Here is a 17249-nt window from a genome sequence, read left to right on the forward strand (position 1 = left end):
CATGGCAGTGATCCACAAGAAGGGCCGGGCCCGGCTGGAGGCGCTGCGCGAGGAGCACCGCGAGGCGAGCGAACGGCTGATGGAGGTGTTCGGCGACGTCCTGGCCGCCGTCCGGGAGGCTGCCGGGCCCGACAGTACGGCGTCTGACGACGCCGCCGACGACGAAACTGGTGCGCACGAGGACGACCCCGAAGAAGGAACGACCGAGGCGGCCGTCGCGCAGACTGCGCTGACCGGCGAGCTGGTGCTCAAAGCCCTGGCCGCCGGCGGCGGGGTTGCGGCTCTGTCGGCGTCGCACGAGGCGGTGGCCGCCCACCACGGCAACAACTACCTGCCGTTGTGCGAGCAGTACTACAAGTCGCACCGGCCGACGTTGTTCGCGCTGGTGGACGCGGTCGAGCTGGAGGCGACATCCGCCGAGCGGGCGGTGCTGGACGCGTTGGAGTTCGTGCGGGCGAACCGGGATGCCGACCGCCGCGCTGAGTGGATCGAGGAGAGCGTTCTGGTCGAGCGGGACGGCAAGCAGGTCGTGCTGACGATCGACGTGGACGCGTTCGCCGGACCCTTATGGAAGCGCACACTGCGCGACCGGCGCCGGCCCGGGATGCTGGCGCGGCGCCACCTGGAGGTCTGCGTGTTCTCCCACTTGGCTGCCGAGCTGCGGTCGGGGGATATCGCGGTGGTCGGGGTCGGATTCCTACGCCAACTTACATACCCAGCTGATGGCGTGGGAGGAGTGCGAGAGGCAGGCCGAGGAGTTCTGCGCTCAGGCCGGCATGCCGTCGGATCCGAAGGCCCTTGTCGCGCACTACCGCAGCCTGCTGACCAAGACGGCCCGCGAGGTGGATGAGGGATATCCGGCCAACACCGACCTGCGTCTGGAGGGCGGCCGTCCGGTGCTGGCCCGGCGCAAGGACGCCGAGCGGCGTCCGTCGGCGATCGCACTGGAAGGAACGGTGCTGGACCGGCTGCCGGAGCGGCCCTTGTTGGGCATCCTGGCCCGCACCGCGCACCTGACCGGCTGGCACCACCGCTTCGGACCGGCCTCCGGCTCCGATCCGAAGATCAAGCCCGAGGAGCGGCTGGGCCGGTACGTGGTGACCGCGTTCGCCTACGGCGGGAACCTCGGCCCGACCGAGGTGGCCCGGCACATGCGCGGGATATCCGCGCACGAGATCTACACCGCCGGGAACAAGCACGCCGACCCGGGCAAGATCTACAAAGCCTCTGCAGACGTGGTGAACGCCTTCGCCACTTTGGACGTCACAACAGGTGTGGGGCGACGGGTCGGTCGCTGCGACCGACGGCTCGCAGATCGACACCTGGGAAGACAATCTCCGGGCTGAATCCCATGTCAGGTATGGAGGTTTTGGCGCTCTGGCGTTCCGGCTGGTGTCTGACTCCTACATCGCGTTGTTCAGCCACTTCATCCCGTGCGGGGTGTGGGAGGCGGTGTACCTGCTGGACTCGCTGCTGTCCAATGTCTCCGACATCCAGCCCGACACCATTCACGCCGACACCCAAGGCGCGTCGCTGCCTGTTTTCGGGCTCGCGGCCATCCTCGGATTCGATCTTCTTCCGGGGATCAGGAACTGGCACGACCTGAACTTCTACCGGCCTGATCCCAAGGCCAGGTACAAGCACATCGACTCGCCGTTCGACGACAACGTCATCGATTGGGATCTCATAGAAAAGCACTGGAAGGACCTGCTGCGCACCGGGATCTCGATCCGGGAGGGCCGGGTTTCCTCGGTGACGCTGCTGCGTCGCCTCGGCAACCACTCCCGGCGCAACCGGATCTACAAGGCGCTGCGCGAGCTGGGCCGTGTGGTGCGGACCGTGACGCTGCTTCGGTACTTGTCGGAGCCGCAGCTCAGAGACCAGATCACTGCGATCACCAACCGCACCGAGGCGTTCCACGGCTTCGCCGCGCACCTGATGATCGGCGGGCAGCTGATCGGCCACAACGACCCGGACTACCAGGAGCGGGTGGTGAAGTTTAACGAGCTGATCTCCAACTGCGCGATCTACTCCACCGCCCTGGACATCACCGACGCCGCCAACGCCCTGGCCGCCGAAGGCCACGTCGTCGACCCCGACGACCTGGCCACCATCTCACCCCTGATCACGCGCACGATACGCCGGTTCGGCGACTGGATCGTGGACACCACCCCGCCGCAGGACATCGTGGCGACCAGGCTGGACCTCACCCCTCGCGCGCTGTTCCCCGCCGCGCCGGTGTGATCCTTCCCCCGCCCCGAGACGTGTCGCCGCCTCGGCGGGATGCGGTAGGGCTGCCTATCGACAGACTGTTGTCGGATGGGCGAGCGGCGCCGGACGAGCCGCCTGTCGCTGACTCGTTCATCTTTCGTGTGTGGGCATGAACCGGCACTCACGGATTCGGAAGACGGGGTGACGAGGCGCGATCCGGTGGAACTCCGACAAGGGGGCTGTAGGCCTCAGCCCCAGGTGCGGCCTTGCGCCAGGTGCGGCGGCGAGGTAGCGGCGCAGGATCTCGGAGCGATGCTCGGGCGGGATCTCCTCAAGCTGGATCGGAGTTTCGCGACCCCGATGGCGGAGCTCGGCCTTACCACCCGCAGCCTGGACGTTCCGCACCCAGTTCGCGTCCGGCCCAAGCATCGATACGAGGAACTCGGCGTTGCGGTAGGCCGTGACCGCGACCGGAACCGCAAGGATGTTTCCGCTGCGGCGCCCCTTCACCTTCAACACGGCACCATGGCGTGGTGACAGCCGCCGAGCCCCGTACACCAGGACATCAAGCCGGTTCATGAGCCGCATGAGCGCGTTCGGACGCCCTCCTCGATACATCACGCTCTTGAGCGCCGCGACCCGGCGTACAACGGCACGGCCGATGCTCCATGCCTCCCTTGGGCCTTCGGTCATGTCGCCCTTCTCCACAGTGCGACCACGGCGAGGCCGGGAATACACGGAAGGACTTGCAGCCAGCCCAGCAGCGGCGCGAGGCCGACATCACCCGAGGTGTCCCGGACGGTCAGTGCGGCGATCGCGATGCAGATCGCGATCGCAAGCAGCCCGGTCGCCAGCCAGCGCGCCCAGCGCTTACCGACTCGAACCATCCAGATCGTGCCGAGCCAGCCGAGGAGGCCCAGAACCCCGATCGTCGACAGTATCGCCAGATACGCAGCAACAGCGGCGCCGATCGCGCCGGGCTCGTAGGCCGGATAGCTCGCCCTGATGTGGTCTGCCAAGACGGTCGTCGTGGATTGGTCGATGAACGGAAAGAAGGCGGCGATCGAGGTGAGCCCCGCCCCGATGTACATCATCGCCAGTGGGGTCCGGTTGTGCGATCTCTGCTTCAGCGTCGTCATGGCATGAGTCCTTCCGTGTGAATGGGCCGGTGACGGCCGGGAGGCGTCAGAGGGTCACGGCGTGTCTGGGCGGGATCGAAGTCGTCCCCTGACCTCTTTTAGGTAGTCACTATCTTTGGACAGTGACTCTAAATCCCTGATTTTAGACAGTCAACGTCTAGTGACAGTTACATGCTTTAGCGTTTAACTTCCTGCTACCCTGATCGCATGAGCGGGCTTCGCGAGCGCTGGCGACTCAAGGCCATGCGCGCCATCCAGGAATGCGCCCTCGATCTGTTCGACGAGAGAGGGTTCGCTGCGGTCACAATCGAGGAGATCGCGGCCGCGGCCGAGGTATCGCCGTCGTCGGTGTACCGCTACTTCGGCACGAAGGAAGGGATCGTGGTCGCCGACGAGTTCGATAGGATGAGCCCGGAGGCACTCAAGGACCTCCTCGACCCCGGCGATCCCATCGGCAGCCTGCTCCGAGCCGTCCGCGCCTACGAATCCGCACCGGAGGGCACATCTGGTTCCGAGGATGTAGCCGAAGGCCCTCAGGCCGAGAAGAGCCCGTGGCGCAGGGTCCGTTACTTCTTCGCCGAGCCATCGGTCCGCGTGGCCGTCTGCGCCAATCTCGACCGCGCAAGCCAGCGGATCGCCCCGCTGATCGCGGCAACCAGCGAGCTGACAGAAACGCAGGCTCGCGTGACCACGAACGCCCTCGTCTTCGGTTATTTCGCCGCACTTGAGCAGTGGTACCTCGACGGCGGCAGCCGCCCTATCGCCGACTACGTCGAGGAGGGCCTGCGTCCACTGCGCAGCGTCTGGCCGTCCTCTGACCATGAACATCCCGCATAACAGTTACACGCACACGCTTGGCGCCCGACGCCATCCAGACCAAATCGCCTTCCTTCGACGCCACCTTCCCTCGAGTTGACATCCGCCGTCCGAGAGGGCGCACGCCGGACCGCCGACAGTTGTCGACCCTGGCGGAAGCCGATCCGGATGATCCTGCTTGCGCGGTCTGCCCAAATCTCGACCAGATCGCGGGTCATGGACATGGTGGGCGATTCGACCAACAGCGGATCGTGGGCTTTCCGCCTCGCGGCGCGTAGGCGAAACGTTCCCCATACGTCACATTACGGACAACCGTTTCTTGGAGTGCCATGTTGTACGGGCGTCAGGCGGAGCAGTCCGTCATCGGCGGGTTGCTGGAAGGCGGGTCTGGCGCTCTGGTGGTGCGTGGTGAGGCGGGCATCGGCAAGTCGGCCCTCCTGGAGTTCTCCGCTGCGAGCACGCGGGGACGGGTGCTGCGGGTGACCGGCGTCGAGTCCGAGGCGGATCTGCCGTTCGCCGCCTTGCACCTGCTGCTCCGCCCGGTCGTCGATCACATCGAGTCGCTGCCGCCGCAGCAGGCGGAGGCGTTGCGCGGCGCGCTCGGTCTCGGCGGCGACAACCGCGGAGACCGCTTCCTTGTCGGGCTGGCGACGCTCAGCCTGCTGGTGGAGCTGTCGGGGGCGGGCCCGGTGGTGTGCCTGGTCGACGACGCGCAGTGGCTGGACGGCGAGTCGGCCGACGCGCTGCTGTTCGCCGCACGCCGCCTGCATGCCGAGCCCGTCGCCGTCCTGTTCGCCGCGCGGGAGGGCGACTTCCCCGCGCGGGGTCTGCCCGAGGTGCGGCTGGGCAAGCTGGACACCGACGCCGCCCGCAAGCTTCTCGCCGAGCAGGCAGCGGACCTGCCGCCGGCCGTGCGCGATCAACTGGTGGCCGAGGCTGGGGGTAACCCGCTGGCGCTGGTCGAGCTGCCCCGAATGCTCACAGGCGAGCAGCGCAAGGGCGCCCTGGTCCCGCTTTCCTTCTCTCTCGGTACGGCGCAGCCGGTGACGGACAGGGTGCTGACCGGTTTCCGCGATCGGATCGCGGCACTGCCCGACGCCACCCGCTCCTGCCTACTCGTGGCGGCCCTCGATCACCACGACGAGCTGGACGTGCTGGCACGCGCGGTCGGCCTGCTCGGCGCCTCACTGGCCGACTTCGCCGCAGCCGAGCGCGCAGGCCTGGTGCGGGTGGGCTTAGGGGGCGCGGTCTTCCATCACCCGCTGGTGCGTACGGGAGTGCTGCTGGCCTGCGACATCGCCGCCCGGATGGCGGCGCACCGGGCGCTGGCCGAGGCGGTCGACGACGATCGGCGAGCCTGGCACCTGGCCGCTGTCACCCTGCAGCCCGACGAGGAGGTGGCCGGGAAGATGGAGGGCCTGGCGCTGCGCGCCCGGCAGCGCGGCGGGCAGACGGCGGTGTCGGCGGCCTACGCGCGGGCGGCCGAGCTGTCGGCCGATCCTGCCGAGGCCGCACGCCGGTGGACGGCCGCAGCCGAGGCCGCGGCCGAGGCGGGCCTGTGGCAGCGCGCGGGTGAACTGGTGGACAGGGCCCGCCACCAAACTGGGACGACGACGCCGACAGGCGCCGTCCTGGCAGAGCTCGCCTACGTGCGCGCGAAGCTGGAGATCGAGGCCGGTCGGCCCCTGGAGGGCGTGCGCCTGCTGCTCGAGGGCGCCGAGGCAGCCGACGACCTGACCGCCAGGCTGTCGCTGCTCAGCCTGGCCGGCTTCTACACCTGGGCCAGTGCCACCCACCCCGACCAGGTCGCGCTGGCCCGCCGTAACGAGGAACTGTGCCCGGAGGGTGACGGGCTGGCCTCCTTGGTGCGCACGTTCAACCACGCCTTCCGCCTGATCCTGGAGGGAGATGCCGTGACCACGCTCACCTACCGGATACCGGACCGGACCGAGCGCATACCGTTCGAGCTGCGCTTCATCATCGCCTACCAGAGCATGGTCCGGGCCGACCTCGACGGCATGCTGGATGGCTCGGCGCGGCTCGTCGAAGACTGCCGCGCGCAGGGACGTCTGGGACGCATGCCCCAGGCCATGACAGTCTTCACCATCGCGCAGCTCCTCATCGGACACCACCGGTCCGCGCGAGCCACCGTGGTCGCGGGTCTGGCCCTGGCCGCCGATGTCGGCCAGCCGCAGTGGGGCAGCTACTTGGCGGGCGTGCACGCCTGGCTGTCCGCGATCGCCGGCACGGAGGAGGAATCTGTGGCGATGGCCGTGCAGGCTATCCGGGACGCCGACCACCGCAGGTGGATGCCGGGATCCTGCTGGGCCGAGTACGCCCTCGCGGCTCTGGACCTCGGGCTGGGCCGCTACGAAGCGATGCTCGACCGGGTGGACCGGGCCATGTCCGGTCCCACGAGCCATGCCTTCCTGTGGCGATATTCCTGGCCGGACTACATCGAGGCCGCCGTCCGGGTAGGGGATCCGCAGCGCGCTCAGGAGCCGCTGAGACTCTACGCGGAATGGGCCGAGTCCACCGGCCGATCCAGGCCGCTTGCCGTACTGCATCGGCTCCGTGCGCTGGTGGCTCCGGACAGCGCGGCCGAGAGCCTGTACGAGCGGGCGCTGGCCCTGCACGCCGAGGGCGAGCAACTCTTCGACGAGGCACGCACCCGCCTGGTCTACGGGGAGTGGCTGCGCCGCCACAAGCGCCGCGCCGAGGCACGCACCCACCTCCAGGCCGCCATGGACGCCTTCGACCGGCTCGGCGCGGCTCCCTGGTCCGCCCGCGCGGCCGCCGAGCTGCGCGCCACCGGGATCTCACTACCGGACCATGCCCGTGCCGGAGATCCACTGGACGTGCTGACACCGCAGGAGCTCCAGGTGGTACGGCTGGCCGTCACGGGCGCGTCCAACCGCGAGATCGGCGCGCAGCTGTTCCTGAGCCCGCGCACGGTCGCCTCTCACCTGTACAAGGCATTTCCCAAGCTGGGCGTCTCCTCGCGCGCCGAGCTGACCAGGCTTCCGGGACTGAGCTGAGGGGTAGGTCACACCCGGCGGTAGATGATCGGCTGCGCGGCGATGCCGTTGGCCTGGAAGTTGGCCAACACGAAGGTACGGAAGGTGGGCCGGAAGATCAGGCTGGGCAGAAAGGTCCGCCAGTTCGGCCAACTCGCGTGGTTGACGACCCCGTAGTCGGCGGGCTCACCCTCCAGCGGCCGCATCAGCACGGAGTTGGGCAGCGCGGTCTTGGCCTGGAACCACCCGGCGGTGTACTCCCACACCTCCAGCAGGGTCTCGCGGTCGTCGGCGTAGAAGTAGTTGAACAGGAAGCAATGGTCCTGGCTGTGGTCCACGTCACCGAGTCGTCCGGCGTTGCCGGCGACGATCTGGTGGGTACGGCGGGATGCCGTGGCCATGGTGTCGGCAAGCTCCTTGTAGGCGGCGCTCTCGCGCAGCTCCAGGGCGGCCTCCACGGACGCGGCGCGGATCAGCACGACGACGTCGAAGCGCGCCGGCCGGATGCCCCTGGCGGCCAGCACCTCGTCGCCCTCGCCGGGCGGCCGCAGGACCGCGCGGAACACGTACGCCTCACGCGCCTCCATGCCCGCGGCCAGCGCCTTGAGGCGGGCGGCCAGCTGGACGGGAGCGGACGCCAAGGGGCCACGCCAGGAGCCGACCTCGCCGGCCAGCATGACAAAGCCGTCGCCGGTCGGGGTCAGCACGCGGGCCTTGACAGCCAGGTGGTCATTGATCAGCTTCATGGCGCCGACGCTAGCCAGAGGCGCTCGGGGGTCGCTTCCGTCACCTGACTGATGTTCACCGGTCGACTACCGTACTGATGCTGATCGTCTCCTGTCCCTGAGCCCCGGAGACGGTGATCGACAGCTCCCATACGCCGTCCATGACGAACGTCTCCTCCTCGGCGACGAAGCGGCCGGGATGGGCCTGGACGGTGCCGACCGGCGGCAGAGCGTGGCCCATGCTCGGCATGACCGCCGCCACGGTGACCGTGTCGGCCTCGCCGGAGGTCACCCGCACCTCGACGGGATCGGCAGGCAGCACGCTCACGGTGTAGCGCGTGCCCGCCGCCTCCACGCTCTCAGGGTTGCCGTCGAACCAGTCCGTCGCGAGGGCGAACAGCACGCCGGCCACGAGCAGGCAGACAGCCGCGTACTTCATCGGTCCACCTCCACGGTGAAGGGCCGGGTCACGAGTCGGCCTCCGGTGGCGTACTGCGCCCAAGCCAGGTAGCGGCCCGGCTCCGGGAGAGTCAGGGTGAAGCGCAGCGCGGACCCTTCCGTCTGCATCCCATGCGCGTGTGCCAGGTGGACCCCGTCCGCACTCCTGACGATCAGATGGCCGGGCATCCCCAGCCACGGCTGTACCGGTCCCTCCGGGCTGACCTCGATGGTCACCGGGCTTGCGGCGGCCGGCGTGGGCGGGGTGAGACGGGGCACGGCAGGCTCACGGGCCGGGGCGTACGGCTGGGCGGCGCCGGAGACTTCGAAGGCGCCGGAGAGGAGTTGCCCGCCGGACTCCTGCCGCTCGATCTCGGCGTAGGCGAGGTAGCGGCCCGGTTGCGGAAGGCGCAGCCGTACGGTCAGGACTCCTGGCGCGGTCCGCAACGGGTGCACGTGCCGGAAGACCGCGCCATCCTGGCTGGTGACCACGAGATGCGCCGAGGCCTCGTGGTGGACGGCGAGGTCGTTCACCGGCCGGCCCGTCGAGCCGTCGGTGAGCCGCAAGGCCAGGGTGAACTCGCTGCCCGCAGCGGGCCGGGCGGGCAGCGTGGAGAAGCGGACCTGCGCGTAGGGTCGGCCGGGTCCGGTGCGGGGCGCGGCGCCTTCCGGCTGGGCGGCGGAGAGGTACGGCTCCAGCAGCATCACGACGACCGCGACCGCCGCGGCCGCACTCGCGCCGCCCACGATCGGCCGGGACAGGCGGCCTGCGAGCACGCCGATCACCAGCAGCAGCCCGACCACCACGGACGCACCGTCGAGCAGCATCTCCCAGAAGGCGGCGCCCGCCACCAGCACCCGGAACGGGATGACCGCGACCTCGTCACCGACCCGAACGCGAAGCTCATGCGGGCCGGTCTGGCGCGCCTGCAACGCGGCGGGCTCCTGCCCGACGCTCACCGAGCCGGTCGACCTGCTTCCGCCGGTCAGCGAACGCAACTCCAGCTCCAGGCGAAGGCTCGAGGGCGCTACGGCCTGCGCACTCACCCGCAGCGGCGCCGGCACTCGCGAGACCCCGGCGATGACCAGGGTGACCTCTCCCGCGCCGAAGGTCTGCGTCACCCGCAGATCCGCTCCGGACTCGACGACATGCGCCCGGGCCGGAGTGGCCAGGAACAGCAGCAGGAACACGACAGCGAAGACCCGGATCATGGCTTGGAATCGATCAACTTCATAGCGCAGGACGCTAGCCATGCCACTTGGTGCATCGCCTCCGTCAGGTGACTGATGTGACCGACGCGCACATCAGTCAGGTGACAGAGGCGACCGCCATCGCGATCTTCATAGGGTCCCAGCCATGACCAAACGACCTGAACCCTACTCGGCCGCCATTATGGCGATCCTGGCTGTCGCTTTCTGCGTCTGGGCACTGCTCACCCTCCCCATCCAGGGCGCCGTCATCCTCGTGGTGGCCAGCGTGCTGGGCTACAGCGGATGGATGGCCTTCAGCTACGCCCGCCCGGTGAAGTCAAGGAAGGTGATCGCCGTCTACCTGTGCGCGGTGGGCTTCCAGCTCATCCACATGGCCGAGGAGTACACCGGCGGCTTTCCCCACGAGATCGTTGAGCTGTTCGACTCGCCACGGGATTGGCCGGAGAAGGAATTCCTGCTCGTCTTCGTCTTCGGCTTCGGCGCGCTCTACTTCTTCGCCGGAGCGGGCGCGCTCTACCGCATCCGCGTGGCCAACTTCTTCCTGTGGTGGTACGCCCTGGGCGCCGGCCTGCTCAACGGCATCGCCCACTTCGTCTTCCCGATCATCAAGGGCGGCTACTTCCCCGGCCTGTACACCGCCGGCGGCCACTTCATCATGAGCGGCCTGCTGATCTACTTCCTCATCAAGGAGAACCGCCTGCTCAAAGCCGAGGAGCGAGCGGCCGGCCCGATTCAGTCGCTGGTCAGGTAGCGCTGAAGGGTCGGCGCGAGCCGATCGATCACCTCCACAGTCCGACTACGCCATCCAGGACACGGTCGGACCGCAAACATCCTGTCCGGCGCCCTCGTGCGCGGTGGATCGGTGCCGGTGGACCTGTTGCGTGCCATACGTTGATGCGGCTGCCGGCCGTCGGCCTCCGGGAAGAAAGCACTCGATGACCTTGACCCGACTACGGAGGAAACATGGAACGAATCGTCCTGCAGCCGGTGGGAACGGTCGTCGGTGGACGCGCTGAGGCGTTCGACGACGGCTGGAACACCGAGAAGGCACTGATCCGCCTCAACGGAACACGTTTCGGGCCGGAGGCGCTCGCCGGGCTGGACGCCTTCTCGCACCTGGAGGTGGTGTTCCAGTTCCATCTCGTGAACCCGTCCTCGATCAACACCTCTGCCCGTCACCCTCGTGGCAACTCGGACTGGCCCAAGGTCGGCATCTTCGCTCAGCGGGGCAGGAACCGCCCGAACCTGCTGGGCGTCTCCCGCTGCCAACTGCTTGCCGTGGACGACCTGGACATCCATGTCCGCGGCCTGGACGCCATCGACGGCAGCCCGGTCTTGGACATCAAGCCCTACATGGCCGAGTTCGGCCCGCAGGGCGAGACGGTGCAGCCGGAGTGGGCGACCGATCTGATGCGCGCCTATTACTGAGCCCAAATGTCAACAAACCTGGAGAACCCTTCATGTCGAAGACCGTCCTGGTGACCGGCGCCTCCACCGGAATCGGGCGCGCCACCGCGCTGCTGCTGGCCCGCGAGGGCTTCACCGTCTACGCCGGAGTCCGCAAGGAGGCCGACGGCGCCGCGCTCGGCCCCACCGTCACCCCGATCATTCTCGACGTGACCGACGCCGGCCAGATCGCCGCGGCCGCCGAGCGCCTGGGCCACCTGGATGCCCTGGTCAACAACGCCGGCATCGGCGTCACCGGGCCCCTGGAGTTCGTCCCGCTGGACGCGTTGCGCTGGCAGTACGAGGTCAACGTGTTCGGCCAGGTGGCGGTCACCCAGGCGATGCTGCCGAAGCTGCGGGCCTCGCGCGGGCGGGTGGTCACGGTCGGCTCGGTGGGTAGCTGGATCACGTTGCCCTTCGGCGGGCCGCTGTGCTCCTCCAAGCACGCCATCCGCTCGCTGAACGACGCGCTGCGCATGGAGCTCAAGCCGTACGGCGTGGCGGCGGTCCTCATCGAACCCGGCTCCATCCACACCGACGCGGTCGACAAGCTGGAAGACGAGGTCGAACCGCGCCTGGCCTCCCTCGGCCCCGAGGGCAGGCGCCTGTACGGCACCGCCTACCGCACCATGACCACCGCCGGGCTCAAGGAGGAGCGTTCCGGCTCCAGCCCCGACGTGGTCGCCCAAGCGGTCCTGCACGCCCTGACCGCCCGCAAGCCCCGCTCCCGCTACCCGGTCGGCAAGAAGTCACGCCTGATGAGCACGCTCGGCCGCATCGTCCCCCAATACACCCTCGACCGCCTGCGCCTGCGCGCGCTCGGACTGTCCTGAACGGAGCACCCCCATGACCCAGCTCGCCGGAGCCGAGGCCCTGACCGCGCTCGACCCCGTCTTCGCCCAGTGCGCCGTCGGCGCGGGCCATAACCTCTGGGGCCTGGCCTACCTGACCACGCGGGAGAAGGCCTTCATCTGCCTGACCGCCGACCTGTGCCACCCCCACCTCGACCTGCCCCTCGCCATGCACCTTCAGATGGCCCTGGCCCAGGGGGTCGACTCCGAGGCGATCCGCGAGCTCTACCGGCACCTGGCGCCCTACGTGGGCTACCCGATCGTGGTCACTGCCCTCCAACGCCTGACCGAGCTCGGACTGCCCCAGGCCCAGGACGGCAAGCCCGTCGAACCCACACCGCTGACCGGACCGCTCGCGCGAGCCGTACGCGCCCTTGAGAACGTGGACTCGGGCCTGGCAGCCTTCACCGAGGACCAGCTCGCCCAGCGCTGGGCCCGCGCTCGCCTGCCTGGTCGTGGACGTTTTCTACCAGACGCTCGGCGAATCCCTGCGCATGCACGCCGAGCTGGCCAGGTCGGCCGGGGCCACCGACGACACCCTGCGCGATCTGCTCCGTGGTGCGGCCGAGTTCGGCATGCCGCGGGTCTGGGCCGCCGCGCAGGCGCTGCTCGCGCCGCCGAGGGAGGGCGCATGAGCGTGGTGATAGCCGGAGGTGGCCCGGCCGGGATGATGCTCGGCCTGCTGCTGGCCAGAGGCGGCATCGAGGTGACCGTGCTGGAGAAGCACGGCGACTTCCCGCGGGACTTCCGCGGCGACACCGTGCACGCCTCGACGATCCGACTGATGGACAAGCTGGGGCTGAGCGCGAAGTTCCGCAACCTGCCGCAGAGCCGTCTCGGCGAACTGGAGGCCCCGCTGCCCGACGGGAGCAGGATCACACCGAGCGACATCGCCGGACTGCCAGAGCCGTACAACCACGTCGCGATGATGCCCAGTGGGACCTGCTGAACTTCCTGGCCGAGGAAGCCGCACGAGAGCCGGCCTTCACCCTGCTGACCAACACGGCGGTGACCGGAAGCTGATCAGGGAGGGCGGCAAGGTCGTCGGTGTGCGCTGCGGCGATCTGGAGCTCCGTGCCAACCTGACAATGGCATGCGACGGGCGGCACTCGACCATCCGCCACCACCTTCGGAGTATGGACGAGCTGCACCTGCTCGATGTGCAGCTCAACCGGCTGGAGCGCTGGTACGCCGAGGGTGTGCTGCTCATCAGCGACGCCGCTCACGCCATGTCACCCGCCGGCGGCATGGGCATCAACCTCGCCATCCAGGACGCGGTCGCCACGGCGACGATCCTGATCGAAGCGCTGCGCGCTGGGACGCTCTCCACCGCTGACCTGGCCAAGGTGCAAAAGCGTCGCTGGTGGCCGACTGTGCTCGTTCAGCGCTACCAGCAGGCGCTGCACCGCGCGACGTTCGTGCCCGCCTTCTCCGGCAAGGGCGCCAGGCCGCCGCGCCCGTGCCGGCATCGTGGTGGTGGGCGCGCTGGCCTCGTTGCTGGACACCACGATCCTCAGCGTTGCCATCGACGGCCTCGGGCGGCGGTTCGACGCACCCCCGGCGACGGTGCAGTGGGTGGCGACGGCCTACCTGCTGGCCATGGCGATGGCGATCCCGCTCACCGGCTGGTCGGTGCAGCGGTTCGGCGCGAAGGCGATGTGGATGTCGGCGCTGTCGGTCTTCGTCGTCGCGTCGGTGCTGTGCGGCCTGGCCTGGTCGATCGAGAGTCTGATCGCCTTTCGGGTGCTGCAGGGGCTGGCGGGCGGCATGATCCTGCCGCTGGCGCAGACAATCCTGGCTCAGGCCGCCGGGCCGTCGCGGTTCGGGCGGGTCATGGCGCTGGTGGCGATCCCGGGCCAGCTCGCACCGATCATCGGGCCGATCCTGGGCGGCGTGCTCATCGACGGCGCGGGCTGGCGCTGGGTGTTCTTCGTCAACGTGCCGGTGGTCGGTCTGGCCTTGCTGCTCGCCTGGCGCGCGATGCCCTCCGGCCGACCGGAGGGCCGGCCGCCGCTGGACGTCCTGGGCCTGGCACTGCTGTCACCCGGCCTGGCGGCACTGGTGTACGGACTCGCGCAGATCGGCGGTGAGGACGGTGCGGAAGGCCGGGGCCTCGGCAGCGCCACGGCGATCGTCAGCCTGGTGGCCGGGGTGAGCCTAATTGCGGCGTTCGCCCGGCACGCCCTGCGGACCAGAATCGCCCTCCTCCTCGATCTCCGGCTCTTCCGCCACCGCTCGTACGCGCTGGTGGCGACCCTGGCGTTCCTGTCCGGAGCCTCGATCTTCGGGCCGATGTTCCTGCTGCCGCTGTACTACCAGCAGGTCCACGGCCTGACGACCGTCGAGACCGGGCTCATGCTCGCCCCCAGGGGGTGGGCACCGCCGTGTCGCTGCTGATCGCCGGGCGGCTCACCGACCGCATCGGCGCCCGCCCCCTGGTCCTGGTCGGGCTGGCCGTCACCGTCGCGGCGACGATCCCGTTCACCCTGTCCGGCACCGGCGACCTGCTCCAGATCATCACTCTGCTGGTCCGGGGGCATGGGACTGGGCACGGCGGGCGTGGCGATGATGGCCGGCGCCTACCAGGGACTGCGTCCCGACCAGATCCCCGGCGCAACCGGCCTGACCAGCGTCGTCCAGCGCGTCGGCGGCTCATTCGGCACCGCCGTCCTGGCCGTCGTCCTCCAACGGGTCACCGAGGGCACCGGCACCCCCGCCGCGTTGCAAGGCGCGTTCGGCGAAACCTTCTGGTGGACGGTCGGCTTCGCTCTCATCGCCCTCATCCCCGCATGGCTACTGCCCCGATCAGGACCGGCCCCGGCCGACCGGTCAGCCGGACGCGACCAGTCGGTCGGACGTGGTCCCGGTTCCACCCAATCCGTGGACGTCACGGGGTCGTCGCGGCGAGGACGGCTACGGTATCGAGGTCGAAGGGGCGACCCTCGACGATGACGCCGTCCTTGACGGTGATGAGCTCCAATACCTCGGTGCCCGGCCGACCACTACACCTCCAGCGCCTACCCCGACCGACCAGCACGTTCCCGCAACCCTTTCCAGCAACTCTGCCAGAACCCACCGCCCACCCAATAGAGATCACCAACAGCATCCAGACTCGGAGCCAGATCCGCTTCTCGCCAGCAAAATCAAGAAGAGGGATGGTTTTCCGGTTGTTCGCGTCGCTCCTTCACACACATCAGCGTCTGCTGGCCTGTCGCGACGAGCGACCGGTGCTCGTCCTGGACGCCGAACACTTCCAGCCGGCAGACGGTCAGCGTTCGTCCAGCTCTCAGGACCGTCCCCACGGCCTCGAGGTGATCGCCCAGGGCAGGCGCCAGAAGATTGATCTTGTACTCCACGGTGAGCACGGAGGTGTTCTCAGGGAACAGCGTGAATGCCGCATAGCCGCCTGCGCTGTCGGCGATGGCGCTGGTGGCTCCCGCGTGGATGTAGCCGTGCTGCTGGGTGACTTCAGGCCGGCTGGGGAGCACGATGTGCACGCATCCTGGCGCTATGTGCGCAATGCGCGCACCGAGATGGCGCATCAATCCCTGCCGTTCGAAACTGGCCCTGATGCGCGCCTGCACCTTGGGGCTTGACTGCTGCTGTTGCGTCCGGTCTTCCATTGCTCCCTCAATCCTCCGCGGACACCGACCCCCTGTATCAAGCAGTTGCTCTCCCGCAGATGGTCCGTGTCATCGGTAGCGCTCCAGGTTGAAGACCCGCTGGGCGTTGCCGTGCAGGAACAGCTCGCGTACCTCGTCGTCCAGTTCGAGCTGGTCCAGCCCGTCGAGCGCCTTGGCCGGTGTGATCATCGGATGGTTGGTGCCGAACAGTACCTTGGTCCGGCCGTGAGCCTTGAGGTAGGCGATCAGCTCGGCGGGGTACCGGCGGACGGTGTAGGCGGAGGTGTCGATGTAGACATTGGGATGTTTGGTCGCTACCGCGATCATCTCGGTGGTCCAGGGGTAGCCGATGTGCCCGGCGACGATGGTCAGCTCGGGGAAGTCGAGGGCGACCCGATCGAGGTAGGGAATCGGCCGGCCCGGCTCAGAGGGCCGTAGCGGGCCGGTGTGCCCGACCTGGGTGCAGAACGGGACGCCAAGTTCGACGCACTCGGCGTACAGGGGGTAGTAGCGGCGGTCGTCCGGTGGCAGTTCCCACAGCCAGGGCAGGACGCGCAGCGCCTTGAACCCCAGCTCCGTGACCGCGCGCCGGAGCTCGCGAAGGGCGGGCATGGGTTTGCGCAGGTCGACGGAGGCCACGCCGGCCAGGCGGTAGGGGGCCTCGGCGACGAAGGCGGCCACCTCGTCGTTGGAGATCAACACGCCTTGCGGGCCGTACCAGGCGCTGATCAGGGCGAGGTCGACGCACGCCCCGTCCATGGCGGCGAGCGTGGCCGAGACCGGCGGCTGCTCGGCCGGGATCGACGTGCCGCGCCAGCGGCGCAGCGAGTTGAACATGTCGTCCTGGAGGAAGCGCTGCGTCGGGTGTTGCGCCCAGGCGTCGATGATCGGCACGGCTATCCCCCGTTCCCGTCGATGTGGTCGGCTGTCCAGCCCGGCAAGTCCGCTTGGGCGGCGGGCCTCCGCACGGCAACGGTGCTGCTCGTGTCCGGCTGATCGGTGCGGGTGGGTGGGTCGGCCGTGACGAGGCGGTAGCCGAGGTCGAGGGTGTCGGTGTCGAGGAGGCCCTGGTGGCGTTCATGCCAGCGTCGGGTGGCGAGGTCGATCTCGAGGCGTCGCATCGCGCGCTCGACAAGGTGCTGGTCAAGGTTCGCCAGCGCGGAGATGGCGGCGCGAACCCGGGGGTCGAGGTAGCAGTGCGCGCGTCGCCAGTACGCGCCCAGGAATCCGTCGGTGCAGTCGGCGGCCACCGGCACGGGGACGACGCTCACCCGTGCGCCGTCGCGCCGGAACCAGGTCTGGACAATGTCGAGAGAAGCGAGTCCGGCGTCGGTTTCGGCGACCTGCGGGAGGTATTCCTCGACCAGCCAGAATCGTGCGGTGACGGCTGGGTCCCAGGTAAGGACGATCTGCCGGCCGGACACCCGGCGCAGCTCGGCGAGGCCGGCGGCGGCGTCGGTCCAATGGTGGACGGTGAGGATGGCCATCGCGGCGTCGAACGACTTGTCACGGAAGGGGAGGGTCTCGGCGTATCCCCGGATGACCGGCGCTGAGCCGGGGGGACGCTGGCGAATCATCACCGTGGACGGCTCCACGGCGGTGACCTGCCGACTGCGGGGCTCGTAGGAGCCAGTTCCGGCGCCTACATTGATCACCGTTTCGGCGGAGCCCAGGGCCTGGTCGATCTGGCCGGCGATGCGCGGGTCAGGGCGCCGGTGGCGGGAGTAGCCGAAGCCGATCGTCTGGTATGGGGTGGCGTTCACGACCCTCG

Annotated in this window: 21 protein-coding genes and 2 pseudogenes; 14 read left to right on the plus strand and 9 right to left on the minus strand. The window is 69.0% G+C overall.

Annotated elements, in window-relative coordinates:
- Position 1: 1 nt before the first annotated feature.
- The 3 genes from ACFKCF_RS51175 to ACFKCF_RS51185 are packed head-to-tail and all read left to right on the plus strand — an operon-like array spanning position 2 to position 2244.
- Positions 2–850 carry a hypothetical protein gene (locus tag ACFKCF_RS51175; protein ID WP_394503304.1) on the plus strand — a complete coding sequence of 283 codons (849 nt, stop codon included), beginning with the start codon at positions 2–4 and terminating at the stop codon, positions 848–850.
- Entirely contained in the window at positions 777–1346 is a 570-nt protein-coding gene (locus tag ACFKCF_RS51180) for a Tn3 family transposase (protein WP_394503306.1), read from the plus strand. The genes ACFKCF_RS51175 and ACFKCF_RS51180 overlap by 74 nt, the downstream gene beginning before the upstream one ends.
- Complete coding sequence (locus ACFKCF_RS51185) at positions 1273–2244, plus strand: Tn3 family transposase (protein WP_394503307.1); 972 nt, start codon at positions 1273–1275, stop codon at positions 2242–2244. Before ACFKCF_RS51180 ends, ACFKCF_RS51185 begins: the two co-directional genes overlap by 74 nt.
- A 117-nt stretch (positions 2245–2361) precedes the next feature.
- Here ACFKCF_RS51185 and ACFKCF_RS51190 read toward each other — a convergent pair whose 3' ends face one another.
- Positions 2362–2919, minus strand: a complete 558-nt coding sequence (locus ACFKCF_RS51190; protein ID WP_394503309.1) for a nitroreductase/quinone reductase family protein — start codon at positions 2917–2919, stop codon at positions 2362–2364.
- A complete protein-coding gene (locus ACFKCF_RS51195; protein WP_394503311.1) occupies positions 2901–3350 on the minus strand; it encodes a hypothetical protein in 450 nt (149 codons plus the stop codon). The genes ACFKCF_RS51190 and ACFKCF_RS51195 overlap by 19 nt, the downstream gene beginning before the upstream one ends.
- A 207-nt stretch (positions 3351–3557) precedes the next feature.
- On the opposite strand from ACFKCF_RS51195, the gene ACFKCF_RS51200 reads away from it, so the two are divergent.
- Both ACFKCF_RS51200 and ACFKCF_RS51205 read left to right on the plus strand, forming a co-directional pair.
- The gene (locus ACFKCF_RS51200) at positions 3558–4187 is read left to right on the plus strand and encodes a TetR/AcrR family transcriptional regulator (RefSeq protein WP_394503313.1); all 630 of its coding nucleotides are present in this window, start codon (positions 3558–3560) and stop codon (positions 4185–4187) included.
- 308 nt (positions 4188–4495) lie between these two features.
- Positions 4496–7204 (plus strand): LuxR C-terminal-related transcriptional regulator, encoded by a 2709-nt coding sequence (locus ACFKCF_RS51205; RefSeq protein WP_394503315.1) that lies wholly within the window; start codon positions 4496–4498, stop codon positions 7202–7204.
- 8 nt (positions 7205–7212) lie between these two features.
- Here the strand turns inward: ACFKCF_RS51205 and ACFKCF_RS51210 are convergent, their stop codons facing one another.
- From ACFKCF_RS51210 to ACFKCF_RS51220, 3 genes are read right to left on the minus strand one after another with little or no spacing between them, the layout of a single operon-like run.
- On the minus strand, positions 7213–7929 hold the full coding sequence (locus ACFKCF_RS51210; protein ID WP_394503317.1) for a hypothetical protein: 717 nt from the start codon (positions 7927–7929) through the stop codon (positions 7213–7215).
- 55 nt (positions 7930–7984) lie between these two features.
- Positions 7985–8347: a hypothetical protein gene (locus ACFKCF_RS51215; RefSeq protein WP_394503319.1), complete on the minus strand. Its 363-nt coding sequence runs from the start codon at positions 8345–8347 to the stop codon at positions 7985–7987.
- On the minus strand, positions 8344–9558 hold the full coding sequence (locus ACFKCF_RS51220; protein WP_394503320.1) for a hypothetical protein: 1215 nt from the start codon (positions 9556–9558) through the stop codon (positions 8344–8346). The genes ACFKCF_RS51215 and ACFKCF_RS51220 overlap by 4 nt, the downstream gene beginning before the upstream one ends.
- 145 nt (positions 9559–9703) lie before the next feature.
- Here ACFKCF_RS51220 and ACFKCF_RS51225 point away from each other — a divergent pair, with 145 nt between their 5' ends.
- The 7 genes and pseudogenes from ACFKCF_RS51225 to ACFKCF_RS51255 form a co-directional block, all read left to right on the plus strand.
- Positions 9704–10309 carry an HXXEE domain-containing protein gene (locus ACFKCF_RS51225; protein WP_394503322.1) on the plus strand — a complete coding sequence of 202 codons (606 nt, stop codon included), beginning with the start codon at positions 9704–9706 and terminating at the stop codon, positions 10307–10309.
- 212 nt (positions 10310–10521) lie between these two features.
- Entirely contained in the window at positions 10522–10986 is a 465-nt protein-coding gene (locus ACFKCF_RS51230) for an SAM-dependent methyltransferase (protein WP_394503324.1), read from the plus strand.
- A gap of 32 nt (positions 10987–11018) precedes the next feature.
- Positions 11019–11837: an SDR family oxidoreductase gene (locus ACFKCF_RS51235; protein WP_394503325.1), complete on the plus strand. Its 819-nt coding sequence runs from the start codon at positions 11019–11021 to the stop codon at positions 11835–11837.
- A gap of 13 nt (positions 11838–11850) precedes the next feature.
- Positions 11851–12129: pseudogene (locus tag ACFKCF_RS51240) on the plus strand (carboxymuconolactone decarboxylase family protein); the annotation flags it as partial.
- A 181-nt stretch (positions 12130–12310) separates the two neighbouring features.
- Entirely contained in the window at positions 12311–12490 is a 180-nt protein-coding gene (locus tag ACFKCF_RS51245) for a carboxymuconolactone decarboxylase family protein (RefSeq protein WP_394503405.1), read from the plus strand.
- The gene (locus ACFKCF_RS51250) at positions 12487–12804 is read left to right on the plus strand and encodes an FAD-dependent monooxygenase (RefSeq protein ID WP_394503406.1); all 318 of its coding nucleotides are present in this window, start codon (positions 12487–12489) and stop codon (positions 12802–12804) included. Before ACFKCF_RS51245 ends, ACFKCF_RS51250 begins: the two co-directional genes overlap by 4 nt.
- A gap of 187 nt (positions 12805–12991) precedes the next feature.
- A pseudogene (locus ACFKCF_RS51255) lies at positions 12992–13108 on the plus strand (FAD-dependent monooxygenase); the annotation flags it as partial.
- Here ACFKCF_RS51255 and ACFKCF_RS51260 read toward each other — a convergent pair.
- A complete protein-coding gene (locus ACFKCF_RS51260; RefSeq protein WP_394503327.1) occupies positions 13088–13261 on the minus strand; it encodes a hypothetical protein in 174 nt (57 codons plus the stop codon). The pseudogene ACFKCF_RS51255 and the gene ACFKCF_RS51260 overlap by 21 nt on opposite strands.
- A gap of 70 nt (positions 13262–13331) precedes the next feature.
- Here ACFKCF_RS51260 and ACFKCF_RS51265 point away from each other — a divergent pair, with 70 nt between their 5' ends.
- Positions 13332–14252 carry a DHA2 family efflux MFS transporter permease subunit gene (locus ACFKCF_RS51265; RefSeq protein WP_394503329.1) on the plus strand — a complete coding sequence of 307 codons (921 nt, stop codon included), beginning with the start codon at positions 13332–13334 and terminating at the stop codon, positions 14250–14252.
- 141 nt (positions 14253–14393) lie between these two features.
- On the plus strand, positions 14394–14807 hold the full coding sequence (locus ACFKCF_RS51270; RefSeq protein WP_394503331.1) for a hypothetical protein: 414 nt from the start codon (positions 14394–14396) through the stop codon (positions 14805–14807).
- A gap of 191 nt (positions 14808–14998) precedes the next feature.
- Here ACFKCF_RS51270 and ACFKCF_RS51275 read toward each other — a convergent pair whose 3' ends face one another.
- The 3 genes from ACFKCF_RS51275 to ACFKCF_RS51285 form a co-directional block, all read right to left on the minus strand.
- Positions 14999–15478: a PaaI family thioesterase gene (locus ACFKCF_RS51275; protein WP_394503333.1), complete on the minus strand. Its 480-nt coding sequence runs from the start codon at positions 15476–15478 to the stop codon at positions 14999–15001.
- Positions 15479–15547: 69 nt separating this feature from the next.
- Positions 15548–16372, minus strand: coding sequence for an amidohydrolase family protein (locus ACFKCF_RS51280; RefSeq protein ID WP_394503335.1), 825 nt, complete (start codon positions 16370–16372; stop codon positions 15548–15550).
- A gap of 2 nt (positions 16373–16374) precedes the next feature.
- Complete coding sequence (locus ACFKCF_RS51285; RefSeq protein WP_394503337.1) at positions 16375–17241, minus strand: class I SAM-dependent methyltransferase; 867 nt, start codon at positions 17239–17241, stop codon at positions 16375–16377.
- Positions 17242–17249: the final 8 nt, after the last annotated feature.

Source organism: Nonomuraea sp. JJY05, assembly GCF_043496855.1.
Classification (GTDB): Bacteria; Actinomycetota; Actinomycetes; order Streptosporangiales; family Streptosporangiaceae; genus Nonomuraea.

Excerpts from the sequence above, each read along its gene's own strand:
- ACFKCF_RS51205 (WP_394503315.1), top strand. The coding sequence starts at position 4,496 with ATGTTGTACGGGCGTCAGGCGGAGCAGTCCGTCATCGGCGGGTTGCTG.
- ACFKCF_RS51195 (WP_394503311.1), bottom strand. The coding sequence starts at position 3,350 with ATGACGACGCTGAAGCAGAGATCGCACAACCGGACCCCACTGGCGATG.
- ACFKCF_RS51250 (WP_394503406.1), top strand. The coding sequence starts at position 12,487 with ATGAGCGTGGTGATAGCCGGAGGTGGCCCGGCCGGGATGATGCTCGGC.
- ACFKCF_RS51200 (WP_394503313.1), top strand. The coding sequence starts at position 3,558 with ATGAGCGGGCTTCGCGAGCGCTGGCGACTCAAGGCCATGCGCGCCATC.
- ACFKCF_RS51215 (WP_394503319.1), bottom strand. The coding sequence starts at position 8,347 with ATGAAGTACGCGGCTGTCTGCCTGCTCGTGGCCGGCGTGCTGTTCGCC.
- ACFKCF_RS51275 (WP_394503333.1), bottom strand. The coding sequence starts at position 15,478 with ATGGAAGACCGGACGCAACAGCAGCAGTCAAGCCCCAAGGTGCAGGCG.
- ACFKCF_RS51210 (WP_394503317.1), bottom strand. The coding sequence starts at position 7,929 with ATGAAGCTGATCAATGACCACCTGGCTGTCAAGGCCCGCGTGCTGACC.
- ACFKCF_RS51270 (WP_394503331.1), top strand. The coding sequence starts at position 14,394 with ATGGGACTGGGCACGGCGGGCGTGGCGATGATGGCCGGCGCCTACCAG.
- ACFKCF_RS51225 (WP_394503322.1), top strand. The coding sequence starts at position 9,704 with ATGACCAAACGACCTGAACCCTACTCGGCCGCCATTATGGCGATCCTG.
- ACFKCF_RS51220 (WP_394503320.1), bottom strand. The coding sequence starts at position 9,558 with ATGATCCGGGTCTTCGCTGTCGTGTTCCTGCTGCTGTTCCTGGCCACT.
- ACFKCF_RS51180 (WP_394503306.1), top strand. The coding sequence starts at position 777 with ATGCCGTCGGATCCGAAGGCCCTTGTCGCGCACTACCGCAGCCTGCTG.
- ACFKCF_RS51175 (WP_394503304.1), top strand. The coding sequence starts at position 2 with ATGGCAGTGATCCACAAGAAGGGCCGGGCCCGGCTGGAGGCGCTGCGC.
- ACFKCF_RS51230 (WP_394503324.1), top strand. The coding sequence starts at position 10,522 with ATGGAACGAATCGTCCTGCAGCCGGTGGGAACGGTCGTCGGTGGACGC.
- ACFKCF_RS51235 (WP_394503325.1), top strand. The coding sequence starts at position 11,019 with ATGTCGAAGACCGTCCTGGTGACCGGCGCCTCCACCGGAATCGGGCGC.